Source organism: Microbacterium sp. HJ5 (assembly GCF_054824025.1).
Genome location: NZ_JSYE01000008.1, coordinates 38,039 through 61,381, shown reverse-complemented (window position 1 = coordinate 61,381; position 23,343 = coordinate 38,039). Strand labels below are relative to the sequence as shown.

Annotated in this window: 22 protein-coding genes and 1 pseudogene; 8 read left to right on the top strand and 15 right to left on the bottom strand. The window is 70.0% G+C overall.

Translation table 11 applies throughout. The annotated features are described in order from the left end of the window. Positions 1–480 (bottom strand): annotated as a pseudogene (locus tag OB08_RS03590) (DEAD/DEAH box helicase); the annotation flags it as partial. 1,127 nt (positions 481–1,607) lie between these two features. On the opposite strand from OB08_RS03590, the gene OB08_RS03585 reads away from it, so the two are divergent. Together OB08_RS03585 and OB08_RS03580 are read left to right on the top strand one after the other, a co-directional pair. Then, a complete protein-coding gene (locus OB08_RS03585) occupies positions 1,608–2,243 on the top strand; it encodes an antibiotic biosynthesis monooxygenase (RefSeq protein WP_461472189.1) in 636 nt (211 codons plus the stop codon). Between the two features lie 100 nt (positions 2,244–2,343). Next, the gene (locus OB08_RS03580) at positions 2,344–3,423 is read left to right on the top strand and encodes a DUF998 domain-containing protein (RefSeq protein WP_461472187.1); all 1,080 of its coding nucleotides are present in this window, start codon (positions 2,344–2,346) and stop codon (positions 3,421–3,423) included. Positions 3,424–3,435: 12 nt separating this feature from the next. Here the strand turns inward: OB08_RS03580 and OB08_RS03575 are convergent, their stop codons facing one another. The 7 genes from OB08_RS03575 to OB08_RS03545 form a co-directional block, all read right to left on the bottom strand. Beyond that, positions 3,436–5,355: a clostripain-related cysteine peptidase gene (locus OB08_RS03575; RefSeq protein ID WP_461472185.1), complete on the bottom strand. Its 1,920-nt coding sequence runs from the start codon at positions 5,353–5,355 to the stop codon at positions 3,436–3,438. 404 nt (positions 5,356–5,759) lie between these two features. Next, complete coding sequence (locus tag OB08_RS03570; RefSeq protein ID WP_461472183.1) at positions 5,760–6,380, bottom strand: hypothetical protein; 621 nt, start codon at positions 6,378–6,380, stop codon at positions 5,760–5,762. A 72-nt stretch (positions 6,381–6,452) separates the two neighbouring features. After that, on the bottom strand, positions 6,453–10,235 hold the full coding sequence (locus tag OB08_RS03565) for an efflux RND transporter permease subunit (RefSeq protein WP_461472181.1): 3,783 nt from the start codon (positions 10,233–10,235) through the stop codon (positions 6,453–6,455). Positions 10,236–10,350: 115 nt separating this feature from the next. Then, a complete protein-coding gene (locus tag OB08_RS03560; protein WP_461472179.1) occupies positions 10,351–10,740 on the bottom strand; it encodes a CrcB family protein in 390 nt (129 codons plus the stop codon). After that, entirely contained in the window at positions 10,737–11,156 is a 420-nt protein-coding gene (locus OB08_RS03555; RefSeq protein WP_461472177.1) for a fluoride efflux transporter FluC, read from the bottom strand. The genes OB08_RS03560 and OB08_RS03555 overlap by 4 nt, the downstream gene beginning before the upstream one ends. A gap of 43 nt (positions 11,157–11,199) precedes the next feature. Continuing rightward, entirely contained in the window at positions 11,200–12,168 is a 969-nt protein-coding gene (locus tag OB08_RS03550; protein WP_461472175.1) for a DNA topoisomerase IB, read from the bottom strand. 49 nt (positions 12,169–12,217) lie between these two features. Further along, on the bottom strand, positions 12,218–12,487 hold the full coding sequence (locus OB08_RS03545) for a DUF7218 family protein (RefSeq protein ID WP_461472173.1): 270 nt from the start codon (positions 12,485–12,487) through the stop codon (positions 12,218–12,220). 240 nt (positions 12,488–12,727) lie between these two features. Here OB08_RS03545 and OB08_RS03540 point away from each other — a divergent pair, with 240 nt between their 5' ends. Continuing rightward, on the top strand, positions 12,728–12,892 hold the full coding sequence (locus tag OB08_RS03540; protein WP_191765153.1) for a hypothetical protein: 165 nt from the start codon (positions 12,728–12,730) through the stop codon (positions 12,890–12,892). Positions 12,893–12,986: 94 nt separating this feature from the next. Here OB08_RS03540 and OB08_RS03535 read toward each other — a convergent pair whose 3' ends face one another. Beyond that, positions 12,987–13,766, bottom strand: coding sequence for a MerR family transcriptional regulator (locus tag OB08_RS03535; RefSeq protein ID WP_461472171.1), 780 nt, complete (start codon positions 13,764–13,766; stop codon positions 12,987–12,989). A 135-nt stretch (positions 13,767–13,901) separates the two neighbouring features. Between OB08_RS03535 and OB08_RS03530 the strand changes: the two genes are divergently transcribed. Together OB08_RS03530 and OB08_RS03525 are read left to right on the top strand one after the other, a co-directional pair. Then, positions 13,902–14,855, top strand: a complete 954-nt coding sequence (locus OB08_RS03530) for a DUF4097 family beta strand repeat-containing protein (RefSeq protein ID WP_461472169.1) — start codon at positions 13,902–13,904, stop codon at positions 14,853–14,855. Then, positions 14,855–15,460 (top strand): PadR family transcriptional regulator, encoded by a 606-nt coding sequence (locus OB08_RS03525; RefSeq protein WP_461472167.1) that lies wholly within the window; start codon positions 14,855–14,857, stop codon positions 15,458–15,460. Before OB08_RS03530 ends, OB08_RS03525 begins: the two co-directional genes overlap by 1 nt. Positions 15,461–15,520: 60 nt before the next feature. Here the strand turns inward: OB08_RS03525 and OB08_RS03520 are convergent, their stop codons facing one another. After that, positions 15,521–16,069, bottom strand: a complete 549-nt coding sequence (locus OB08_RS03520; RefSeq protein WP_461472165.1) for a universal stress protein — start codon at positions 16,067–16,069, stop codon at positions 15,521–15,523. 157 nt (positions 16,070–16,226) lie between these two features. Here OB08_RS03520 and OB08_RS03515 point away from each other — a divergent pair, with 157 nt between their 5' ends. Then, complete coding sequence (locus OB08_RS03515) at positions 16,227–16,403, top strand: DUF3073 family protein (RefSeq protein ID WP_461472163.1); 177 nt, start codon at positions 16,227–16,229, stop codon at positions 16,401–16,403. Between the two features lie 38 nt (positions 16,404–16,441). On the opposite strand, the gene OB08_RS03510 is transcribed toward OB08_RS03515, so the two are convergent. The 3 genes from OB08_RS03510 to purM are packed head-to-tail and all read right to left on the bottom strand — an operon-like array spanning position 16,442 to position 20,319. Then, positions 16,442–17,671 (bottom strand): MFS transporter, encoded by a 1,230-nt coding sequence (locus OB08_RS03510; RefSeq protein ID WP_461472161.1) that lies wholly within the window; start codon positions 17,669–17,671, stop codon positions 16,442–16,444. A gap of 29 nt (positions 17,672–17,700) precedes the next feature. After that, the gene (purF, locus tag OB08_RS03505; RefSeq protein WP_461472159.1) at positions 17,701–19,161 is read right to left on the bottom strand and encodes an amidophosphoribosyltransferase; all 1,461 of its coding nucleotides are present in this window, start codon (positions 19,159–19,161) and stop codon (positions 17,701–17,703) included. A 6-nt stretch (positions 19,162–19,167) separates the two neighbouring features. Continuing rightward, on the bottom strand, positions 19,168–20,319 hold the full coding sequence (gene purM, locus OB08_RS03500) for a phosphoribosylformylglycinamidine cyclo-ligase (protein ID WP_461472157.1): 1,152 nt from the start codon (positions 20,317–20,319) through the stop codon (positions 19,168–19,170). 82 nt (positions 20,320–20,401) lie between these two features. Here purM and OB08_RS03495 point away from each other — a divergent pair, with 82 nt between their 5' ends. Further along, on the top strand, positions 20,402–21,013 hold the full coding sequence (locus tag OB08_RS03495) for a zinc-binding alcohol dehydrogenase (RefSeq protein WP_461472155.1): 612 nt from the start codon (positions 20,402–20,404) through the stop codon (positions 21,011–21,013). Positions 21,014–21,076: 63 nt separating this feature from the next. Here OB08_RS03495 and OB08_RS03490 read toward each other — a convergent pair whose 3' ends face one another. Both OB08_RS03490 and OB08_RS03485 read right to left on the bottom strand, forming a co-directional pair. Further along, positions 21,077–21,412: a potassium transporter Trk gene (locus tag OB08_RS03490; RefSeq protein WP_461472153.1), complete on the bottom strand. Its 336-nt coding sequence runs from the start codon at positions 21,410–21,412 to the stop codon at positions 21,077–21,079. A gap of 67 nt (positions 21,413–21,479) precedes the next feature. Then, positions 21,480–21,848, bottom strand: coding sequence for a sterol carrier family protein (locus tag OB08_RS03485; RefSeq protein ID WP_461472151.1), 369 nt, complete (start codon positions 21,846–21,848; stop codon positions 21,480–21,482). Positions 21,849–21,961: 113 nt separating this feature from the next. Between OB08_RS03485 and purD the strand changes: the two genes are divergently transcribed. After that, positions 21,962–23,233, top strand: a complete 1,272-nt coding sequence (purD, locus tag OB08_RS03480; protein WP_461472149.1) for a phosphoribosylamine--glycine ligase — start codon at positions 21,962–21,964, stop codon at positions 23,231–23,233. Positions 23,234–23,343 lie beyond the last annotated feature (110 nt).

Below are 23,343 nucleotides of genomic sequence, written 5' to 3'. Positions count from 1 at the left end.
GTCGAACGAACGCGCCGGACGGTCATCCCGGCGGTAGGACGGGCGGGCGTCGCCGAATGAGCGGCGGTCGTCGCGGTCGACCCGGTCGAGGTGGGACGGGCGCCCGGGACGGTCATCCCTGCGCGGACGGTCGTCGAACGAACGCGCGCCGCGGTCGTCCCGGCGCGGGCGGTCGTCGAACGAACGCGCCGGGCGGTCATCACGACGCGGGCGGTCATCGCGGGCGCCGTGAGCGTGAGAGCGGATGCCTCGGGCCTCGTCGCGGCCGGCGCGCTCCTGAGCCGACCAGCGGCGCTTGGGCGCGGCATCCGTCGTCTCTTCGGGACGATAGCCCCGGTGCCCCGGGCTCTTGCTGCCCGGCTTGCCGGCGGACGCCTCACCCGGACGGCGCTTGCGGTCCTGGTAGCTGGTCTTGGCGGCGTAGCGCGGCTCGAAGTTCTTGGCGGGACGGCCGCCGGCAGCCTTCTTGTTCTTGGGCATGGGAAGGGTCCTTCTGGGTTGTTCTGGGAGAACAGCACTCCTGTGCGAACGCACGCGTGCGACGCCGCGCTTCGCGGCGTGGAGTAACCCGGACTGTCGTCGGCCGGGGGCCATTCGATGGATGGTCGTCGAGACGGAATCGTCTCCACCATCGGCCCCTAGGACTCACAAACCCATCCGCGCATTTACGCGGTGTCCAGAGCCGACGCGACCAGGGTACCGGACCAACCTGCGAAGTTGCCTGCACGAATACCGCACACCCTGTAGGTTCTCATGCGAGGGGCGCTATTATATGCCCAGCGGTTCATTCGCTGATCTGGGGATCAAAGTCCGCGTTAGGCGCGACGATCTCCGAGGCGTACGGCTTGGGGGGTCGACGTGGTCGGAGTATCGACGCACACACAGAACGTGAGTCCGTTGACCCTCCTCGCTTATCCCGAACGCCTGAGCGTCATCCCGATCGCCCCTGCGGCCACGCCGCAGAGGGCCCGTCGCGGGCACCACGCGCACCATTTCAGCAACGGTGCCATGGCCGCCCTCGCCGCCGGTGTGGTCGTCGCCATGCTGACCACGCGCGACCCTCTGTGGTGGCAGCTGCACTTCTCGCAGCTGGGCACCTTCGATGACTTCTCCGCACACGTCTTCAACTCGACCGCCATCGTCGCGGGCTTCCTGCTCGCGACCTACGGCGTCCTCGCCGTCACCGTGCTCCCGACCACCATAGGCCGACGGACGTCCCGCGGCTTCCGCATCTCGGTCGTGTCGGCCGGATTGCACCTCATGGTCGTCGGTCTGATCCCGATCCCGGTGAGCCCGGTCATGCACGACCTCGCCGCCGCCGGACTGGGGCTGTCGCTGCTGGGCGTCGTCGCGTGGAGCCTGGGCATCCCCGGCTTCGCGCGCGGCTTCCGGCGCGTGTCGATGCTCTGCGTGATCCTGCTCGCCACCGGCATGGTGCTGCTCACCGCCCACATCATCACCCTCGCGTGCTTCGAGTTCTTCGGCTTCGCGTCGGTCGGCGCGTGGCTCGCGGTGCTCCCCCGCAAGCTCGCCGCCTGCCCGGATGCCCCACCCCACCACCACCTCATCGAGCACCTCCCCGCCGAGGACGCCGCCGATCGTGTGGAATGGACGACATGGCAGAACCCCTCGCCCACCCCATCACCGTTGCGATCGAGCGCCGGATCGACCCGTCCCGCACCGTCGAGGCGACGAGCTGGATGCAGGCCGGCACGGATCTCGCGACCGGTTTCGCCGGTTTCCTCGGCTCGGGCTGGGTGCGCGCCGGCGAGGGGAGCGACCTCTGGTACATGCTGTACCGCTTCCGTGACATCCCGACCCTCGAAGCCTGGGAGCAATCGCCGCAGCGATCATGGTGGCTCGATTCGGGCCGCGCATTCGCGAGTGAAGTCCGCGTCGAACGCCGCACCGGCATCGAAGGATGGTTCGACGCTCCCTTCGCGACACACGTCGAGACCCGCCACTCCGACCAGCCGTCAGATCCCGCAGCCGCGACCGGTCCGATCCAGCAGCCGATCCCCGCGGCTCCTCCGCGCTGGAAGCAGGCCGTCACGATCTGGCTCGGCTTCTTCCCCACGAACCTGCTCGCATCATGGCTGCTCGGCTTCGTCCCGGGTTTCGGAGACTGGCCGCTCGTCGTGCGGGTCCTCCTCGCAACTGTGCTGCTGACACCGGTCATGACCTACCTGGTGCTTCCGTGGGTGACACGGATGCTGCGCCCCTGGCTGCACCGGGCCGGCTGACCGGGCCGGCTGCGATCCACCCGCTGCTCGCGCGGCGGCCGGACGCCGCACCGGCGCGTGGACCGCGGGACGTGGCATCCGTCGGTCCTACACTGACGCCATGACCTCGCCTTCCGCCGGAACGCTGCCCGACCGCACCGCCCCGACCCCGACGCGGCACGCCGAATCGCTCGCGGTCTACCTGGCCTTCGGCGCCGGCATCCTCGGCGCGCTGTACGGGCTCATCGTGTCGCTCGTCTCTCCGTCGCTGGGCCTGACGGGCGACGACCCCTTCGCCGTGTGGGCGGCGATCGGCGCCGCCGTGGTCGCGGCCATCGCCTCGACCGTCGGCTACTGGGGCTCGCGCAACCAGCCCGATCAGGGGTGGCGCCGCACGCTCGCGCCGTGGAAGTTCACCGTGAACACGATCTCGGTCGTGATCGTCCACACCGTCCTGGCCTTCCTCGCGACCTACGCCCTGTACCGGGTGCTGGCCCTCGGATTCATCGGCCTGCCCGTCATCACCTTCTGGGCGGTCGTGCTCATGGCCGTCACCCTCGGGCTGGCGGCGTACATCGCCTACCTCTCGGCCTCGAGCATGACCACACAGCGGATGTCGTCGCTGCTCATGGCCTTCATCGTCATCGGCACCCTCACCGCCATGGTGACCACCCCCGACCCGGAGTGGTGGATGGTGCACTTCAGCCATCTCGGCTCGTTCGACGCCCTGTCGAGCTGGGTCTTCAACGGCACCCTCATCGCCGGGGGCCTCCTCGTCACGACGTTCGCGGTCTATATCGCCAACGACATGGAGGACCTGGCCGATGCCGGCGTGCTCACGAACGCTCGCGGCCCGAGGGTGGTCCCGGCGCTCTTCGTCGTGATGGGCGTGATGCTCGCGTGCGTCGGCATCTTCCCGGTCGACGTGAACCTCGCGCTGCACAACATCTCGGCCTCCGGCATGGCGGCGATGTTCCTGGTGCTCCTCATCAGCGGGCCGGCACTGCTGCGCGGGATGCCCCGCACCTACTTCGTCGCGTCCTGGGCGTTCCTGGCCGCGACGGTGCTGTCGGTGATCCTGTTCATCCCCGCTGTCGGGTACTTCTCGCTCACGGCGTTCGAGATCATCGTGTTCGCCCTCATCTTCGGCTGGATCGCCGTGTTCATCCGGTTCCTCGGGGTGGCCGGTCGCCGGGACTGAGGGACCCGTTCGTCACGGCACGTCGACGGCGAAGACCGCGTAGTCGCCGGTGCCCGCGTAGTCGCGCACCGACACGTCGAGGTCGAGCACGGTGCCCGACGGAACGGTCTCGAGGGTGTACTCCAGCGCGTCGACGTCGGCCCAGATCCCGACCTCGCCGGTGCGCTCGTAGACCCACTCGCCGTCGGCCGTCGACACCAGTGCCACCGGGAACAGCAGCCCCTCGGGGTCCGGATCGAAGGCGCCGAGCGTGCCACCGGCGTCGCGGGCGTAGAGGTCCTCTTCGACGATGCTGCCCTCCTCGTCGATGACGATCGACAGCAGCGCATCCTCGTACTCGTCGGGGTCGTCACCGGTCGCGACATAGTCGAGCGGGATGTCGATGACGGTGTTGCCGGTGCCGGGATCGATGCCGATGCTCTGATAGACGAGGTGCTCGTCCTGGCCGTCGCCGATCGTCATGTAGGTCAGGTCGTAGTCGGCGGTGATGCCCGTGCGCCCCGCGTCGTCCTGCTCGATGTACGCCGGCATCTCGAGCAGGTAGACGGCGTCACCCTCGCGCTCGAAGCCGACCGCGACCGTGGCCTCGACGATCGACTCGTCGGTGCCCTCCTCGAGCGGTACGAAGATGCTCAGCCCGTCGTCCGCGAAGGTGCTCTCGAGCGTCGCGTCGTCATCGAACACCGCGCGCGAGCCCTCGTCGAGCAGCGAGCCGCTCGTGAAGAACTCCGCCAGCGTCGCCGGCCACGTGGGCACGTCCGCGAGCTCGAGGTAGTCGTCGGCGAAGTAGGTCTGCAGCGGCGGGAAGTAGATCGACAGCCCGGTGGACTCCGAGGTCGCCGGCCCCGAGACATGATCGACGACCACCGTGTCGAGTGCTTCGAGAGCGGTGCTCGCGTGGCCGGCGAGCTCGGAGTCGCCGCTCTGCACGAGGTTGTCGAGGAAGCCCCCGAGATCGATCTGGTAGGTGCTGTAGGCCGGGTCGGGGTCGCGGCCGAACTCCAGCACGTTCTGCTGCGCCGACGCGATCTCCGGCGTATAGGCGCCGGGGTCGTCGATGTACGCCTGCGCGACGTCCGCCATCGCGGCCTGCAGGTCGCCGACTGCGGCGAGATCGGGCAGGCCGAGCGTGATGTCGGAGTCGGTGCCCTCCGCCTCGGCCTCTTCCGTGTATCCCTCGAGCATCGCGGTGGCCAGGGCCGGGGCATCCGTCTCCGGATCCTCCTCGATGACCGCGAGCTCGCCGTAGTTCCACCCGTGCCCGGGCTCGACCTCCTCCGAGGCGACCATGTAGTCGGCGTACGGCGCGAGCGTGCTCACCACCTCGTAGGTCGCCATGAGGCACGCGTCGAACCCGATGAGGTCGAGCTTGTCGACGCCGGCGGCCGCCATGCCCTGCTCGATGCCCGTGGAGATCTCGTCCAGCGCGAGGCCGTCCTCGCCGTCGGTCTCGTCGGCGCCCATCCCGATCCATCCGCCGCCGTGGTCCCACAGCAGCACCGCGTAGTGCTCGGCCGGGTACGCGGTGAGTCCGGTCTCGACGAACGAGGCGAGGGTCTCGGGGTCACCGGTGTTGCGCTCGCCGAGGTCGGCCACCTCGACCAGCTCGTCCTCCTGCACCTCGAGGAGCTTGGTGTCCTCCCAGTCGTCGAGGTTGAGCACGCCGTCGGCCGAGTAGTCGGGGCTGCGGTCGACCATCGCGACCACGTTCAGCTCGTCGCTCGAGCCGACCGAGGCCATCTCGGCGAGGTCGTCGAGGGCGTAGGGCTCGAGGTTGGTGTCGCCCATCATGTAGACCATGAACGTCCAGGATGCCTCGGCCTCGGCGTCGCCGTCGCCGTCGCCGTCGACGTCGTAGACCACCAGCGCCACGATCGCCATGATCGCGATGAACGGGATGGCCACCAGCCACATGAACCGCCCAGCCGACATCGAATGCCCCTTTCGCGCGCGGGCGACCCGATGAGCCGACCCCCCGACCTCTGGCTCGGAGCCTAGGTCGGGGGGCCGGAAAGCGGCATCACCCTCTCCGGGTGGGATGCCGGGGCGTCGTGGTCGGCGTCGAAGACGTCGATGACGACCCTTCCTGCCCTCTGAGTCGCGCGTCAGCAACCGGGGCGGAACGCGCGGCGGCGACGACAGCCCGTCGTCGATTGCGCCTTCGCTGACGGGATCGAGATAGCGCGGATCGCTGGACGTTGCTCGTCAGCTATGTCTCTGTTCGCGGTTCTTGATATCGAGCTCGCATTGCTTACGGAGCGCCTGACGGTCGGGGAAGATGAGAGCCCCGAAGGCAACCGCGCCCAGAGCACTGGCCGAAATTACGTCGGAAGTTCTTAGAAGTCTTCCGCGCCAACCGGGTCTCCGGCGTTCACGCGGAACGCTTCCAGATCGGGCGAAGTCAGGATGCTCTGGATCACATGCTCCTCCGCACTCACGAAAACGCTTCGCGCATATATGTCGTTCCCCACAACCCAATGAAGATCCGGATGCCACCAGCGCATGGGCAGTCTGTCCAGCCGTGGCAATTCTTCGACGTGCACTGACCAGATCCAAGACTCCCGGCTAGGAGGGAAGGTCACCGATTGTGCCGAATGCGGCTGCTCGGCGTCGGCGTAGCCGTCCCACTGCCCGACGAAGACTTCCTCAGAAGCCGGGAGAGGCAGCACGCCGAGCAAGGCTGCTCTAGCTACACGGTCATCTATTCCCCCGGTCAGCGGCGACATCGCCGCCTCCGACGGCAGGCCGCCTTCCAAGTCCCGCCATTGAAAATTGCTCGCAGGCACGAACGAGTCCCTGGCAAGAGACGCCCAGGTGAGGGGCTCTCCCCTCGCATCGCGAGCGGGATTGAGTACTCGCGCGATCGCATCGTGATGGCGGATCACGTACGAATCGACGGCAAGGCCCGTCGGCGTCAGTTCCGCGACGAGCTGATCAGCGCTCGTCGGAATCGTCATCTCTGCCCCTTGAATGTGGTGTTCTCGCTGCCTTGTGATGATCGGGCCAGGCTCGTCCGACTCGTATACGACTCAGACGTCCTCGGTCGAAGGTTCGCCCGAATCGGACGCTTCGACGTGCTGGCGCGGCTCAGACATGAGCTCCTCGGCCTCCTGGTCGTCGGACAGGCGCTCCTCGCCGCGCAGATGCTCGTGAGCGGACTCGTCTTCCATCAGACCCTCCGTCGAAGGCTCCTCGCCATCACCACCGGTAGAGTGCTCGACCGTCTCAGTGGGATCCGACTCTTCGCTATCCACGCCTTGTCGCTCAGTGGGGTTTCGCTCATCGACATCGTTCACGACCGCGAGATTGGCATCGTCGGACGTCCCAATCGTGTCATGACCGTCCAAGTGCACGTACTCCTCGTTCAGCGAGAGATTCGCCCCGGCGACGATGACCGGCGCCTCCGGGAGGGACACCGGGTCGCCGACCTCGGGCAACGGCCGGTCGCCATCGGCGTCGGCCAGCGGGACGTCGCGGACAGCCTCGGCCGCCTCGGGCACCTCGATGTCGGGGCCCTCCTCGATCATGGGCACGTCCACCTCGGCCACGGCGACAGCCGCACCTGCGGCACCCGACGCAGGGGCGGCTCCCGCCTCGAGTGCGCGGCGCTCGCGGCGGGTGAGCACCGGCGCGGCGTCGCCCACCGTCGCGGGTTGGGCCGCGGCATCCGCTCCGCCTTCTCCGGGCGCGCCCGCGGGGCCTCCCGCACCGGCCCCGACGGCACCGTCGTCACCGCGTCGGCGCGCGATGCGCCGCTCCTTCGCACCCTCGACCAGGTTGTAGAGCGTGGGCAGCACGAGCAGCGTCAGCACGGTCGACGACACCAGGCCGCCGATGACGACGATCGCCAGCGGCTGCGAGATGAATCCGCCCTGACCGGTGATGCCGAGCGCCATCGGGGTCAGTGCGAAGATCGTGGCGAGCGCGGTCATGAGGATCGGCCGCAGACGGCGCGAGCCGCCGGCCACAGTGGCGTCGTGCGCCGTGAGGCCCTTCTCGCGGTACTGGTTCACGAGGTCGACGAGCACGATGGCGTTCGTCACCACGATGCCGATGAGCATCAGCACGCCGATGAGCGAGGCGACGCCGAGCGGCACACCCGTGATGATCTGCAGCAGGATCGCGCCGGTCGCCGCGAAGGGGACCGAGATGAGCAGCAGCAGCGGCTGGCGCAGCGACTTGAAGGTCGCGACCATCACGATGTAGACGATCAGGATCGCGGCGAGCATCGCGAGGCCCAGCTGCGAGAAGGCGTCCTGCTGCTGCGAGACGACACCGCCGAGCGAGGCGTCGGCCGACGCGGGCAGATCGGCATCCGCGAGCGCGGTCGTGACGTTGGCACTCGCCGTCGCGAGGTCGTCGGTCGACGGCGTGACCGTCACCGTCGCGGTGCGCTGACCGCCCTCTGTGGTGATCGACGTGGGGCCTTCGCTCTCCTCGACGGTCGCGACGTCCTCGAGCGGCACGGGACCGGCAGCGCTCGGCACGGGCAGCTGACGCAGCTCGTCGAGCGTCGCCGGAGTCTCGGACGCGGCGAGGTAGACCGTGAGCGACGTGTCGTCGATCTCGACCGAGCCGATCGACTGCGGCTGCATCGTGTTCGACACGAGCGCGCCCACCGCGACCTCGGACAGCCCGAGAGACGCCGCCTTGTCGCGATCGACGACCACCGCGATGAACGGCAGCGACGCGGAGAGGTTGCTCGACACCTGGCCGACGCCGTCGGCGTCCTCCACCGCGGCGACGACGGCGTCCGTCGCCTCCTGCAGGGTGGCGGAGTCGGGAGCGGTCACGTCGATCGCGATGTCGCTCGACCCGAACCCGCCGCCCGACGCGGCGACGGTGATCGTGCCGGCATCGTCGATGCCGGCGACGGCCTCCTGCACCTCTTCGCGGAGCGCGACCTGGTCGACGTCGGGGTCGGTGGTGATGGAGTACGTGATACCGCTGCCGCCGCCCGAGAAGGCGTCGCGCAGCGCCGAGCCGCTCGAGCCGATCGAGACCTGGACGGTCTCGATGCCCTCGATGCCGGCGAGGGCGTCCTCGACCTGTTCCGCGGCGGCGCTCTCGGCCTCGATGCTGGGAGCGGCACCGATCGTCTGCGTCATCGTGAACGTGTTCTGGCCGGAATCGCCCAGGAAGTTCGTCTTCATGAACGGCGCGGCGGCGATCGTGCCGATGAGCACGAGCACGGCGAGCGACAGCGTGATCCACGAGTGCCGCAGCGTCCAGCGCAGCACCGGGAGGTAGCTGCGCTGCAGGCGGCTCGGCGGCGCGTCGGGGTGCTCCGGGTCGATCGCGTCGCCGTTGGCGTCGAGCAGCGGCTTGCCCGGGCGCAGGAACCAGTACGCGAGCACCGGGACGATCGTGAGCGCCACGAACAGCGACGCCGTCATGGCGATCGTGACCGTCATCGCGAACGGACGGAACAGTTCGCCCGTGACGTCGCCGACGAACGCGATCGGCAGGAAGACGGCCACGGTCGTGATCGTCGAAGCGGTGATCGCGGCGGCGACCTCGCGCACGCCGAGGAGGATCGACTGCAGCTTGTCGGCATCGCCGACGTAGTGCCGCTTGATGTTCTCGATCACGACGATCGAGTCGTCCACGACGCGCCCGATGGCGATCGTGAGCGCGCCGAGCGTGAGGATGTTGAGCGAGTAGCCGAAGGCCTGGATGCCGATGAACGTGATGAGCACGCTCGTCGGGATCGAGATCGCCGTGACGAGCGTCGCGCGCACCGACAGCAGGAAGATCAGGATCACGAGCACCGCGAAGAAGAGGCCGAGCAGGCCCTCCTTGGCGAGCGTGTCGATCGACTCCTGGATGTACGGCGCCTGGTCGAACACCACCGTGAAGGTGGCGCCGTCGAGCGAGTCCTCGAGGTCGGGCAGCACCGCGAGGACCCCGCGCGAGACGTCCACGGTGTTCGCGGCGGGAAGCTTGGTCACCGCGATCGTCAGCGCGGGCTCGCCGTTGACGCGCGAGATCGTCGTGACGGGATCCTGCTGCTGCTCGACCGCGGCGACGTCGCCGATCGTGACGGTCCCCTCCTGGAACTGCGCCGGGTCGCTCGGCACGAGCGGGAGCGCGGCGATCTCGTCGACCGACTCGATCTTCGTGCCGGTCTGCACGGTGAGGGTCTCGCCGTCCTCGGTGATCTGACCGCCCGGGAACAGCACGCCGTTCTGGTCGAGAGCGTCGCGGATCGCCTGCTGCGTGTAGCCGGTCGCGGCGAGTTCGGCCTGGTCTGGGGTGATCGTGATGCGCTGCCCCACGCCGCCGACGATCTGCGCCGCGTTGACGCCCGGCACGTCCTCGAGGTCGGGGATGACGGACGCCTCGAGCTGCGACTGGATCGTCGCTTCGTCGTCGTAGCCGGTGACAGCGAGCTGGATGACCGGGAAGTCGTCGATGCTGGCCGAGATGACGTTCGGCTCGACGCCGTCGGGGAGCTGCGAGCTGATGCGGTTGATCGCCTGTGTGATCTTCTGCTCGGCCGTGGCGAGGTCGGTGCCGTAGGCGAAGGAGGCCTGCACGATCGAGGCGTTGGTCGTGCTCGTCGCGGTGCTCGACTCGAGACCGGGCACGCCCTGGATCGCGGTCTCGATCGGCGTCGACACGTCGTTGTTGACGACTTCGGGCGACGCGCCGGGGTAGGTGGAGACGACGATCAGCGCGGGGAACTCGATCGAGGGGATGAGCTCCTGCTTGAGGTTCACGAGGGCGAGGCTGCCGAAGATGGCGGCGACGATCGTGACCAGCGCGATCAGTGCGCGGTTCTTGAGGCTGAGGACGGCGAGGTTCGACACGGATGCCTTCGCAGGAATGGGGCGCGCGATGAGCGCCGGAACGCGACGGATACGGAAATGTATCGGACTCAGTATCTCATCCGGCTTCCTGACCGCCGCCTGCGAGGAGGAGGCGTCAGGGCAGAGCGGATGCCGCGATCCACAGGCCCGCACCCAACCCCGCCGCGCCCGCGGCGACGGCGAGCACGAGAGTGCCGAGCAGGTTGGCCGCGGCATCCCTCCACCGCCGTCGCTCGGCGAGGAGCACGGTGTCGACCGAGACGGCGCTGAACGTCGTGTAGCCGCCCAGGAGTCCGGCGCCCAGGATCAGCGCCACGTCCGGCGCGACGAGCGTGCCGAGGCCCGCGATCAGCCCGAGGAGGAGGGAGCCCGACACGTTCACGACGAGGATCCCGACCGGCAGACCGCCGTCGCGCGCGCCGATGACGCGGTCGAGCACATAGCGCAGTCCCGCGCCCGCGCCGCCGGCCACGGCGACGACGAGCATCAGCAGCGGCCGGCTCACTCGGCCTCACCCGCCTCGGGGCGACCGGGCGCGCGCCCGGTGAGGAGGCGTCCCACGACGAGTCCGGCGAGCGCGCCCGTGACGCCGGCCAGGACGGATGCCCCGGCCAGCGCGGCCGCGAGCGCGGGCGTCGCGAACCAGACCGCCGTCTCGACGGCGAACGCGCTGTACGTGGTGAAGCCGCCGAGCACCCCCGTGCCGAGGAAGGCGCGCGCGTGAGGATGGCGATCGTCGAGCAGGCCCACCACGACGCCGAGCGCGAACGAGCCGACGGCGTTGATCGCCAGTGTGACCCACGGGACGATCGCCTCGTCGGACACGGCGGCGAGGATGCCCGCACGCGCCACCACCCCGAGCGCCCCGCCGACCACGACGTACCCGAGCGTGAGCACGTCGACGGGATGCCGGGAGCTCATGCCCTCACGCTACCGGCGACGGGTGCGACCGCCTCGCGCGTCCTCAGCGGGTGGCGCGGATGAGCGCGAGGATCGCCGACTCGGGCGAGCGCGACAGGTCGAGCAGCTGGCCGTCGCGATAGCGCGCGAAGACCCGCGGGTCGATGTACGAGCCGCGGGCGACCGCCGGGGTGTTGCCGAGCGCCTCCGACGTCGCCCGGACGGCGAGGTTCTCGGCGCGCTTGCGGTCGGTGACGGTGTCGACGGTGCCGATGCGCGCGAGCGCCTCGGCGGCCAGGATCGTGCCCCGCAGCGTGCGGAAGTCCTTCGCCGTGAACCGGCCGCCGGTGAGCGATCGCACGTAGTCGTTGACTTCGGGCGGCGCGAGCGCGACCCGGCGCCGACCGCGCTCCCACGCGAGCAGCGCCGACCGCGGACGCCCGGCGGCGAGCAGCGCCATGACCTCGGCGAGGTCGGCGTCGTCGATCTCGAGCAGCTGCCGCTTGCCGCTCTTGCCGGGGAACGAGAGCGTGACGACGGATGCCTCGACCGCGGCATCCCGCCTCTGCAGCGTCGTGAGACCGCGACTGCCGTGCGCGGCCAGGTAGCGCTCCGACCCGATGCGCGGCGCCGCCTGGTCGAGCAGCCGGAAGGCCGTCGCGAGCACCCGCTCGCGGTCGAGCGCACTGCGCCGCAACGAGGTCGTGACCCGTGCCCGCGCACGCGGCAGCGTCTCGGCGAGCAGCAGCGCCCGCGCGTACTTGCGCTTGTCGCGCCCCGCGGTCCAGTCGGGGTGGTAGATGTACTGGCGCCGCCCAGCGTCGTCGGTGCCGACCGCCTGGATGTGCCCGTCGGGGCGGGCGCTGATCCACACGTCGTCCCACGCCGGGGGGATCACGAGGGCGCGGATGCGCTCGACGTGCTTCTCGGGCGCCGCGGCACCCTTCGCGTCGACGTAGCGGAAGCCCGTCCCGGCGCGGCGACGACGGAACCCCGGGTCGTCGAACGGGCGCACACGGGCGAGCTTCGGCATCCGTCACCTTCCTGCTGGGGGGAGCGCTCAGCGCCCGTCGTGCTCGGGATCAGTGGTTGCGGAGCATGCTGACGAGCTCGGACTTCCGCTTCCCCGAGTATCCCGTCAGTCCGAGCTCCTTCGCGCGCTTGCGCAGGTCGTCGACCGTCCAGTCGTCGTACGACCCGGACTCCCCGCCCCGCCGGCCGACGCTCTTGCGCCCGTCGCGGGCGGCGGCGTTCGAGATGCGCGCCGCCTTCTCCTTCGACGCGCCCTCATCGCGCAGCTCCTCGTAGAGCTCGGGATCCTTGAGGCTGTTCGAACCGCGTCCGCGAGGCATGGCCCCTCCTCGATTGTCGTCGTGGCGTCACGCTATGGCCCCGCCCTCCACGTCCGCAGGGGCTTGACACCGGGCGCGGCGGAGGCCTACCCGATGCCCCGCGCATGCGGCTATCACCGCTGAGCATCGGTCGTCAAGCCCCTGCCCGAGAGGGTGCGCCGGTGCCAGTGTGACGCTCGTGCCCACAAGGCATGCGATGTGCCGACCCCCGCACATCGACGAAGGAGAAGGAGAAGCTCCATGAACCTCGCCCTGATCATCATCATCGTCGTCGCCGTGGTCCTCGCGATCGTCGGCGGCCTCAACAGCGCGCTGAGCTGGCTGCTGTGGGTCGCCCTCATCGTCGGTGTGATCGCACTGATCGCGTTCCTGTTCCGAGTCATCGGCGGCAGTCGACGCGTCTGACACCTGGCTCCGGAGCCATCCCTCCGGGAAGAAACGGATGCCGCGACCCTCGGGTCGCGGCATCCGTCTTCGTGTGCGGGCGTTTCGTCTTCGCTCAGAGGTTCGCCTCCGCGTAGACGCGCAGTGCGTCGCGGACGAACTCCGCACCGCCCGTGCCGCCCGCGCTCGTCGCGTAGTTCGCGCCGAACCGCGGGTCGGCCACGTACATCTCGCCGAGGCCGATGACGTAGCCCTTCACATCGCCGCCGGGCGCCGCGGCGGGCGTACCGGGGATGCCGGTCAGCCACTCCACGTGCCGTCGGGCGATGCCCTGGGCCTCGTCGCTCTCGGGTGCGATGCCGCTCTCGGCGGCCGCGATCCAGTCGCGGCCGAGGTCCGAGACGCGCTGCTGCCACGCCTTCTTCTCGTCGGCGCTCATGCCGCGCCACCAGCGGTCGCTGTCGGCGTAGGCCCTCTTGCCCCAGCGCTCCTCGACCTCATTCTTGTAGCGGGTGTGATCGAAGCCGTCGAACATGTTCTCTGCCATCAGTCGTTCACCTCCTCTCAGTGCTGTGATGGTGCTCTCGACCGACGCGACCTGGCGCGCCAGCCTGTCCTGCTCCTGACGGAGCCACGCGAGATGGCTCTCGAGGGCGTGTGTCTCGGACGCTTCGCGCCCGAGAACGTCCGCGATCTGCGGCAGTCCGAGTCCGAGCTCGCGCAGCAGCAGGATCCGCTGCAGCCGCACGAGCGCCGCCTGGTCGTAGTAGCGGTAGCCGTTGTGGCCGACGCTCGACGCGGGCAGCAGCCCGATGTCGCCGTAGTGGCGGAGTGTGCGGCTGGTCGTGCCGGCGATCTTCGCGATCTGCTGGATCGACCACTCGTTCTCGTTCATGGCAACCACGCTAAAGGTTGACGTCGCGTCAAGGTCAAGCGCTGATTCCGGCGACTGGTTGACAATCTCGCGATATATCGTGTTAGTCTCGAAACACGCGATATATCGCGAGCAACCCAAACCCTGGAGAACACCATGACCCTGGAGAAGTGGATCATCCACCCGGGCGAGACCCGCGTCATCGACATCGAGACCGTGCGCAAGCTCAAGGTCGGCCTCGTCGGCGGTCAGATCGACGTCATCGCCCACGACGAGCCCGGCGCCCGCATCGAAGTGCACGGCGTCACCATCAAAGACCTCCGCATCGAGATCGTCGGCGACGAGATCGAGATCGACCACCCGCAGCTGCGCTGGGACAACTTCCTCGAGGTGTTCCGCAACTTCGGCGACGGTGGCCCTAAGGCCGAGATCAGCGTGGCCGTCCCCCGCTCCGTCGCCCTCACCCTCGGCGTCGTCAGCGCCAGCGCCCTCGTCTCGGGCCTGCGCACCGGCGCCCGCCTCAACACCGTCTCCGGCGACATCATCGTCGACGGCCTCGAGGGCGACCTCACCGTCAACGCGGTGTCGGGCGACGTGCAGGTGCGCGAGCTCGTCGGCGCTCTCAACGCCAACAGCGTGTCGGGCGACGTGGCCGCCACCGGCTCGCTGCGCAAGGCGACCATCGACACCGTCTCGGGCTCGATGCTCATCGACTCGGCGGGCGACCTCCACACCGTGAACCTCAACACCGTGAGCGGCTCGTCCACGATCCGCCTCGACGCGGGCTACCCCGCGAACTACGTGATGCGCAGCGTCAGCGGGCGCGTGCAGGTCGACGGCATCGTGCGCTCGGGCAACGGCGCAGGCCCGACCACGAACTTCAGCGGCTCGGTGGGCGAGCTCAGCGGCTCGTTCGCCGATGTGCGCGCCAACTCGGTCTCGGGCGACGTGACCGTGCTCCGTCGCGCCGCGTCGGCACCCGCCGCCGAGCAGGGCGCCGAGCCCGCGGCGGTACCGGCCTCCGAGCCCGCGGCCGACACGAGCGCCGCTGCGACCACCGAGGCGGCGCCGACCACCGAGTCCGCGCCGTCCACCGAGGAGGAGTGGTGATGAGCCCCGTCTTCTCGCACGGCGACCTCCGCCTGTACCTGCTGAACCTCCTCGACGAGGGTCCGCGCCACGGCTACGACATCATGCAGGCCCTGTCCGACCGCACCGGCGGCACCTACACGCCGAGCGCGGGCACCATCTACCCGCGCCTGGCCAAGCTCGAAGAAGAGGGACTCGTGACCAAGACCGTCGACGGCCGCAAGACCGTCTACTCGATCACCGAGGCGGGCCATGCCGAGGTGACGTCGCGTGCCGGCGATCTCGAGGGGATCGAAGCGGGTCTCGCCGACTCGGTCCGCCTGATCGCCGACGAGGTGCGCGGCAGCGTCCGCGAGGCGATGAAGAGCCTGCGCGCCGACCTGGCCGCCGCCGGCGCCGAGGAGCGCACGACGGCCACACGTCCGCCGGCCGACGATCCGCGCGTCCGCAGCCGCGAGCAGCTGCATCGGGCGGATGCCGCGATCAGCGAGTTCCGCGCACGCCTGCGCGCCGACATCCGATCGCACGTCGCGCGTGGCGGCGAGCTCGCCGAGTCGTTCGTCGACGGACTCACCGACGACCTCGACCGCATCGCCCGCGACGTGACGCGCACACTCAAAGGCTGACCCCGGAGAAGCAGGGGGCAGGAGCCGATCGGCTCCTGCCCCCTTTCCACGTCTTCCCGGCTACGCGGGCCAGATCTCCTCGTCGTCCGGCACCGGCTCGCCCAGCGGCACGACGAGGATCGACCGGTGCTGACGGTGCGCGAGGCGTGCGGCGACGGATCCGGTGAAGAACTCGCGGATCGACTCGCCGATCCCCCGCTTGCGCGTGCCGACCACGATGAGCCGGGCATCGATCTTCTCGGCGAGCTGCTTGATGGCCATCGCGGGGTCGCCGACCAGCTGGCGCACGCTCCACTGCACGTCACGCCCGGCAAGGAATGAGGTTGCCGTCGCCCGCACCGCCTCGAGCTGCCCCTCGCCGGTCGCGACGTTGATGTCGATCGGCGCGGAGTGGACGTAGCCGTCGGGGTCTTCGTAGGTCACGAACCGGGTGACGTCGACATGCACCACCACGAGCGGAGCACCGAGCAGCGACGCGTACCGTGCGCCTTCGCCGAGCACGCGGGTCGGCTGGCCGGGGATGACGCCGACGATGACCGCCCCGGTCAGTGCCGCGTCGGCCGCCGCTTCCGCCGCAGCCGGCGTCTGGTCCGATGCCTCGTCGGTCATGCGTCGTCGCTCCTCTTGCGTCCGGTGCACAGTCAGGGGGGAGCCGGCCGGTGCGGCGAGGCTCCGTGTTATCCTGAATGCTACTCTTACCGGCCTCGAGCCGGCGTCGTTGCGGCGGGCCTCCTGAGCCCGCGACTCACAAATGAGGGGGTCTCGCATGGGGCGTGGCCGTCAGAAGGCGAAGCACACCAAGATCGCCCGCGAACTCAAGTACGACGTGCACAGCGTCAACTACGGTGCACTCGAGCGCGAGCTCGGGCACCCGACCGACGATCAGTACGTCGACAAGTGGGCGGACCAGTACTCCGACGAGTACGAAGACGAGAAGGCGTAGTCCCTACGCAGCTCTCCGGCATCGCCTGAGCGGTCGCGTCACCACGCGCCGTGGCGATGCTCCCAGTCGTCCTCGACCGTGTGCCGGCGTGCCGCGACGACCCCTGCCGGGATCGCTGCGGCGATCACTCCCGCGAGGATGACGAGCGGCGCCGTCCACGAGTCCGTCGCCTCGTGCAGCAGGCCGATCCCGAACGGGAACAGCGCCGCGATGGCGTAGCCGACGCTCTGCACGAAGCCGCTGAGCGCGACCGAGCCCTCGTGCGTGCGCGTGCGGAGCCCGAGCAGCACCAGGATCATGGGGAAGAGCAGCGGCGCGAGTCCCAGCAGCGCGACCCACAGCCAAGGAGCGGATGCCGGTGCCAGCAGCAGCCCGGCCACGCCCGCCAGGCCGGTGACCACTGACACGCCGAACAGCACGCGCGTCGCGTTCCAGCGCGTCACCAGCAGCGGCACCAGCAGCGATGCCGGAAGGCCCATGAAGGCGAAGAGCGACAGCAGCACCCCCGCCACCGTCGGCGTGACGCCCGCGATGTCGACGAGGATCGTCGGCAGCCAGGCGAAGGCGGTGTACGCGAGCGTGCTCGACACCGCGAACCCGACCATCAGCGCCCACGCGAGAGGGAGCCGCCACATGCGCCCGAGCACCCCGGGCGCAGCGGCTTCGATGTCGTCGTCGCCGGCACCGTTGCGGCGTCGCACCGCGAGCCCGACCCACGGCACCATCGCGACGACGGCGAACACCGCCCAGAGCCCCAGCGACATCCGCCACCCGGCGGAGTCCGCCACCGGCACGGCGACGAGCGGCGGCACGAAGGTGGCGACGGCCATCGTGGTGGAGAAGATCGTCGTGAGCAGCCCGATGCGGTCGGGGAAGTACCGCTTCACGAGCGGCGGCAGCAGGATGTTGCCGGTGCCGACCGCGGCGAACACGAGCGCCGTGCCCGCGAGCAGCAGTCCCGGGTTGGGAGCGAGGGCACGGGCGATGAGGCCGAGCGTGACCACGACCATCGCCGCGACGGCGAGGCGCTCGAGCCCGAACCTCCGCTCCAGCGCGGGCGTCAGCAGGCCGAAGATCGCGTAGCAGACGGGCGGGGCCGTGCCGATCAGCCCGATGACGGCCGCGGGCACGTCGAAGTCCTCGGCGATGTGGTCGAAGAGCGGCGACAGCGAGGCGACGGCCGAGCGCAGCGAGAACGCGAACAGGACGATGCCGACGAGGGCGAGAGCCCTCCCCTGCCAGAGCGGACGGGCGGGGGACGACTTCACTTCCCCAGCCTAGGGGCCGATCGGAAGAGTCAGCTCTCCTGCGAGCCCTCGACCCAGGCCAGGTACTCCTCGGTCACGGTGCCGGTGACGTAGCGGCCGTCGAAGCAGCTCATGTCGAGGTCCTCGACGTCGGAGCCCTCGAGGATCGCCGCCTTCAGGTCTTCCACCTCCTGGTACACCATGTAGTCGGCGCCCAGCTCCTCGGCGATCTCGGGGATCGTGCGGCCGTGCGCGACGAGTTCGTGGCGCGACGGCATGTTGATGCCGTAGACGTGGGGGTAGCGGACGGGTGGAGCGGCCGAGGCGAACGTGACGCTCTTGGCCCCGGCATCCCGCGCCATCTGGATGATCTGCTTCGACGTCGTGCCTCGCACGATCGAGTCGTCGATGAGGAGCACGTTCTTGCCCTTGAACTCGCTCGACATCGCGTTGAGCTTCTGGCGCACGCTCTTCTTGCGCGCCGCCTGGCCGGGCATGATGAACGTCCGTCCGACGTAGCGGTTCTTGTAGAAACCCTCGCGGTACTCGATGCCCAGCTTGCGCGCGACCTGCATGGCGGCGGGGCGCGACGAATCGGGGATCGGCATGACGACGTCGATCGCTCCCTTGGGCGTGTACTTCGCAATGGTGTCGGCCAGTCGCTCGCCCATGCGCAGGCGGGCCTCGTAGACCGAGATGCCGTTCATGACGGAGTCGGGGCGGGCGAGGTAGACGTACTCGAACGAGCAGGGCACAAGCTTCGGGTCGACGGCGCACTGCTGGGTGTGCAGGTGGCCGTCGAGGTCGACGAACACCGCCTCACCGGGGTCGACGTCGCGGACGACCTCGAACTCGCCGTTCTCGAGCACGAGCGACTCGCTCGTGACGACCCACTCGTAGCTGCCGTCCTCGTTCTTGCGCGTGCCGAGCACGAGGGGTCGGATGCCGTACGGGTCGCGGAACGCGAGCAGACCGTAGCCGGCGATGAGCGCGATGGCGGCGTACGACCCCTCGACGCGCTCGTGCACCCGCGTGACGGCCTGGAAGATCTGCTCGGGTGCGAGCTCGACGCCCGAGATGGAGCCCTGCAGCTCGTTGGCGAGGACGTTAACCAGCAGCTCGGTGTCGGAGCTCGTGTTGAGGTGCCGGCGGTCCTTATGGAAGAGCTCCTCGGTGAGCTCGCGCGTGTTCGTGAGGTTGCCGTTGTGAACGAGGACGATGCCGTACGGCGCGTTCACGTAGAACGGCTGAGCCTCCTCCTCGTTCGACGCCGTGCCCTTCGTGGCGTAGCGCACATGCCCGAGGCCGAGGTTTCCGAGGAGCGCGCGCATGTCGCGCGTGCGGAACGCCTCGCGCACCTGGCCCTTCTCCTTGTGCACGTGGAAGACGCCGTTGGTCTCGGCGGTCGCGATGCCGGTGGAGTCCTGTCCGCGATGCTGCAGCAGGAGGAGTGAGTCGTAGATCTCCTGGTTGACCGGGCCTCGGCCGACCATCCCGACGATTCCGCACATGGGGTGTTACTTCGCTCCGTTGTTCTCGGCGTACGACCCGACGAGGCGCACCGCGCCGCCGTCGACGCCCTTCGCGCCCTGCTCGAAATCGCCGTCGGGGCGGGCCCCGCCGCGGACGACGCCGACCTGCCACGTGGCGATGCCTTCGGCGGTGAGAGCGGATGCCGCGGCCCCCGCCCTCTCGGCGGCCACGACGGCCAGGAACCCGATGCCCAGGTTCCAGGTGCCCTCGGTGGCCTGCAGGTCGAGGTCGCCGAGATCGGCCAGCACACGGAAGACCGGGGGCGGCGACCACGTCGACCGGTCGACCTCGACCCAGGCGTCCTGCGGGAGCACGCGGGCGAGGTTCGCGGCGATGCCACCGCCGGTGACGTGGCTGAGGGCGTGGACGGCGTCCTTCGTCTCGGCGATGAGGCGCAGGAGGGGCTGGGTGTACAGACGCGTCGGCTCGAGCAGAACCTCACCCCAGGTCGTGCCGTGCGCGCCGAGGTCGGGGGCGCGGTCGCCGTACTGGATGCCCGCTCCCGCGACGATGTGACGCACGAGCGAGTAGCCGTTGGAGTGCAGGCCCGAGCTGGCGAGCGCGAGCACCACGTCGCCCTCGCGCACGCGGTCGCCGCCGAGGACCCGGTCGGCCTCGACGATGCCGGTCGCGGCGCCCGCCACGTCGTAGTCGTTGACGCCCAGCAGACCGGGGTGCTCGGCGGTCTCGCCGCCGACGAGGGCGGTGCCGGTCTCGTGGCAGCCGGCCGCGATGCCGCGGACGATGTCGGCGATGCGCTCGGGGAAGACCTTGCCGCACGCGATGTAGTCGGTCATGAAGAGGGGCTTGGCCCCCACGACCACGATGTCGTCGACGACCATTCCGACCAGGTCGAGACCGATGGTGTCGTGCTTGTCGATCGCCTGCGCGATCGCGACCTTCGTACCGACCCCGTCGGTGCTCGTCGCGAGGAGTGGCTTGTCGTAGGCCTTGAATGTCGTCGCGTCGAAGAGTCCGGCGAAGCCGCCGACGCCGCCCAGCACCTCGGGACCGTGCGTGCGCCGGACGGCCGACTTCATCAGCTCGACGGCGAGGTCGCCGGCGGCGGTGTCGACCCCCGCGGCGGTATAGGGGTTCACTGAAGAGTGGGGGGCATCGGGCGAAGAGGAGGCCACGCCTCCAGCCTACCGGCGGCGGGGGCGGGCAGACGCCGCCGTGACGGAGCTCGATCGGGGTGGCCGGATCTACAATGGCCGCATGGGCGGCACTGGGGCTCCGGAGTGGCTGATCCGCGAAGACGCAGGTCAGCCGGTGCTCCTTGCGCTCTACCTGCGGCAGGTGCTCGGCATCCGCTCCCCCGACGAGCTGCCGCACCTGCGCGGCATCCCTCCGCGCACCAACAGCCGCACCGAAGACGCGCAGGCGCTGCTCGAGCGGCAGTGGCGCGAGTACTGGGCCATGACGGTCGAGCCGCAGGCGCACCCCTCGCCCGTTCCGCTCGGCCTGGTCGACGGGTTCGACACGCTGCTCGCGCTCCCGCTCGAGGGGGCCGACGCCTTGCGTGCCGCCGTGACGCCGCACGCGTCCGAGGCGCTCGCCTTCACCCAGTCGGCCCACGCGCGATACCGCCGCGACGCGAGCCCCGGCACGGGCACGGCCTACCGCGCCTATGCCAGCGCGATCGCCGAGCACGAGCGCCAGGTGGGCCGCCGGGCGCATTCGTTCGAGCTGAACGTGCAGGTGCTGCCGCTCAGCCAGCGGGGGGTGTGGTGGATCGGATCCCTCACGATCGCGGTGACCGACGGCCTGCGCGGCGACGTGGCTGCGTTCGACGCGGCGATCCACCCCATCATCGCCGAGCTCGCCTGAGCCCGAGCGGTCCCGAGCGCGCGCCGCCGGGCTCGCCTGGGCCCGGAGGGCCGCGCAAGGGCCTCAGCCGCGGGCGTCGTCCTCGTCGACCTGCACGGACTCGTGGTCGACGGTGACCTGCCGCGTGTGACGACGCGAGCGGCGGTCGAAAGCGAGCGCGATCACGGCAGCCAGCGCGAGGCCGACCGGCACGCAGACCAGCAGGAGGAAGCCGAACACCTGGCCCTGCGAGTACACGAGGCCCGTGTTGGGGCTCTTGCCGGTCGACCCGTCGAAGGCGAAGGTCAGGATCAGCGCCGTGATGACGCCGACTGCCGCGCCGACGAGCAGGAAGACCGAGAACTTCGGAGCGCGGCGCACGCGCACGGTCTCGATGTGGTCGTCGACGTGATCCGGCATGCCTCCATTGTCCCACTCCCGGGCAGCCACAGGCACGAAAGGGGCGGCGTCGGTGACTCGTCCCGCCTCAGGGCCGCAGCGGCAGCAGGTCGGAGATGTCGGCGCGCGTCCCCGACGCGAGGATGCGGCCCTCGGCCGCGGCATCCGTCCACTTCAGCTCACCCGTCGAGAGCGCGATCCACGTCGCCGGATCGGTCTCGACGACGTTCGGGGGCGTTCCGCGGGTGTGCCTCGGCCCCTCCACGACCTGCACGGCGCCGAACGGCGGCACCCGCACCTCGACCGAGTTGCCCGGCGCCTTCTCGGCCAGCAGCTGCAGCAGGTAGCGGACGGCGGTCGCGAGGTCGGTGCGGGAGGGGAGGGATGCCTCGCCCGCCGCGCGCACGCCCTCGAGGGCTGATCGCCCTTCGTCGGTCGTGATGCGTCGCGGCGGCATGCCTCAACGGTACGCCGTGCGGGGAAGGGGTGGACCGGGCGCGCCGGGACGGCGGTCACCGGGGTGCCCGGCTCTGCCGAAATGCCACGGAGCCCCCTCGGTAGGCTGGTCGGGTGAAGATCCTGGTTCTCGGCTCGGGCGCGCGCGAGCACGCCATCATCCTCGCGATCCGCTCGGAGGAGGCCGCGCACGAGATCTTCGCCGCCCCCGGCAACGCCGGTATCGCGCACGATGCGACGATCGTCGACCTCGACGCGAACGACCCCGCCGCGGTCACCGTCTTCGCCAACGGAAACGCGATCGACCTCGTGGTGATCGGCCCCGAGGCGCCGCTCGTCGCCGGGGTCGCCGATGCCCTCCGCGAGCGCGGCATCCCGGTGTTCGGCCCCGGAAAGGCGGCGGCTCAGCTCGAAGGCTCGAAGGCGTTCGCGAAGCGCATCATGGACAGCGCCGGCGTGCCGACCGGCCGCGCCGTGCGCGCCGCCAATCGCGCCGAGCTCGAGGCCGCGCTCGACGACCTGGGCTCGCCGTACGTCGTCAAGGCGGACGGCCTCGCCGCGGGCAAGGGCGTCATCGTCACCGAGAGCCGCGACGACGCGGTCGCGCATGCCGACACGTATCTTCCGTCCGGACCCGTGCTCGTCGAGGAGTTCCTCGCCGGTCCCGAGGTGTCGCTGTTCTTCCTGAGCGACGGCGACCACGTGCTGCCCCTCAGCCCCGCGCAGGACTACAAGCGCCTGCTCGACGCCGACGCCGGCCCGAACACCGGCGGCATGGGCGCCTACTCTCCGCTGCCGTGGCTGGCCGAGCGGTTCGGCGGCGAGCACGAGTTCGTCGACCTCGTCACGCGCGAGGTGGCCGAGCCCGTGATCCGCCGGCTCGACGCCGAGGGCACGCCGTTCATCGGCCTCCTCTACGCCGGCCTCATCCTCACCGACGCCGGGGTCAAGGTCATCGAGTTCAATGCGCGGTTCGGCGATCCCGAGACGCAGGTCGTGCTGCCCCGGCTCGTCGACCCGCTGTCCGAGCTGCTGCTGGCCGCGGCATCCGGCAATCTCGAATCGCACGCGCGACCGGCATTCGCCGACGCCGCGGCCGTCACCGTCGTGATCGCGAGCGAGGGCTATCCGCAGTCGCCCGTCACCGGGCGCGAGCTGACGGGGACGGATGCCGCGGCCGCGGTCCCCGGTGTGCACCTCGCGCACGCCGCCACGGCTGAGTCGGGCGACGGGCTCGTCGCCACGGGGGGCCGCGTGCTCAACGTCGTCGGCCTCGGATCGACCTTCGCCGAAGCGCGCGACCGGGTCTACCGCGCGGTCGCCGCGATCGGCCTCGAGGGCGGGCAGCACCGCACCGACATCGCCGCACGCGTCGTCGAGGACTGACCTGCGTTAGGTTTTGAGGCACGGATGCCTCTCCCGGCCTCCCGGAAGGAGGCGACGGTGCCTGCGCGTTCCCGGTCCCGCGTCGTGCTGGTCGTGACAGGACGCCCGGC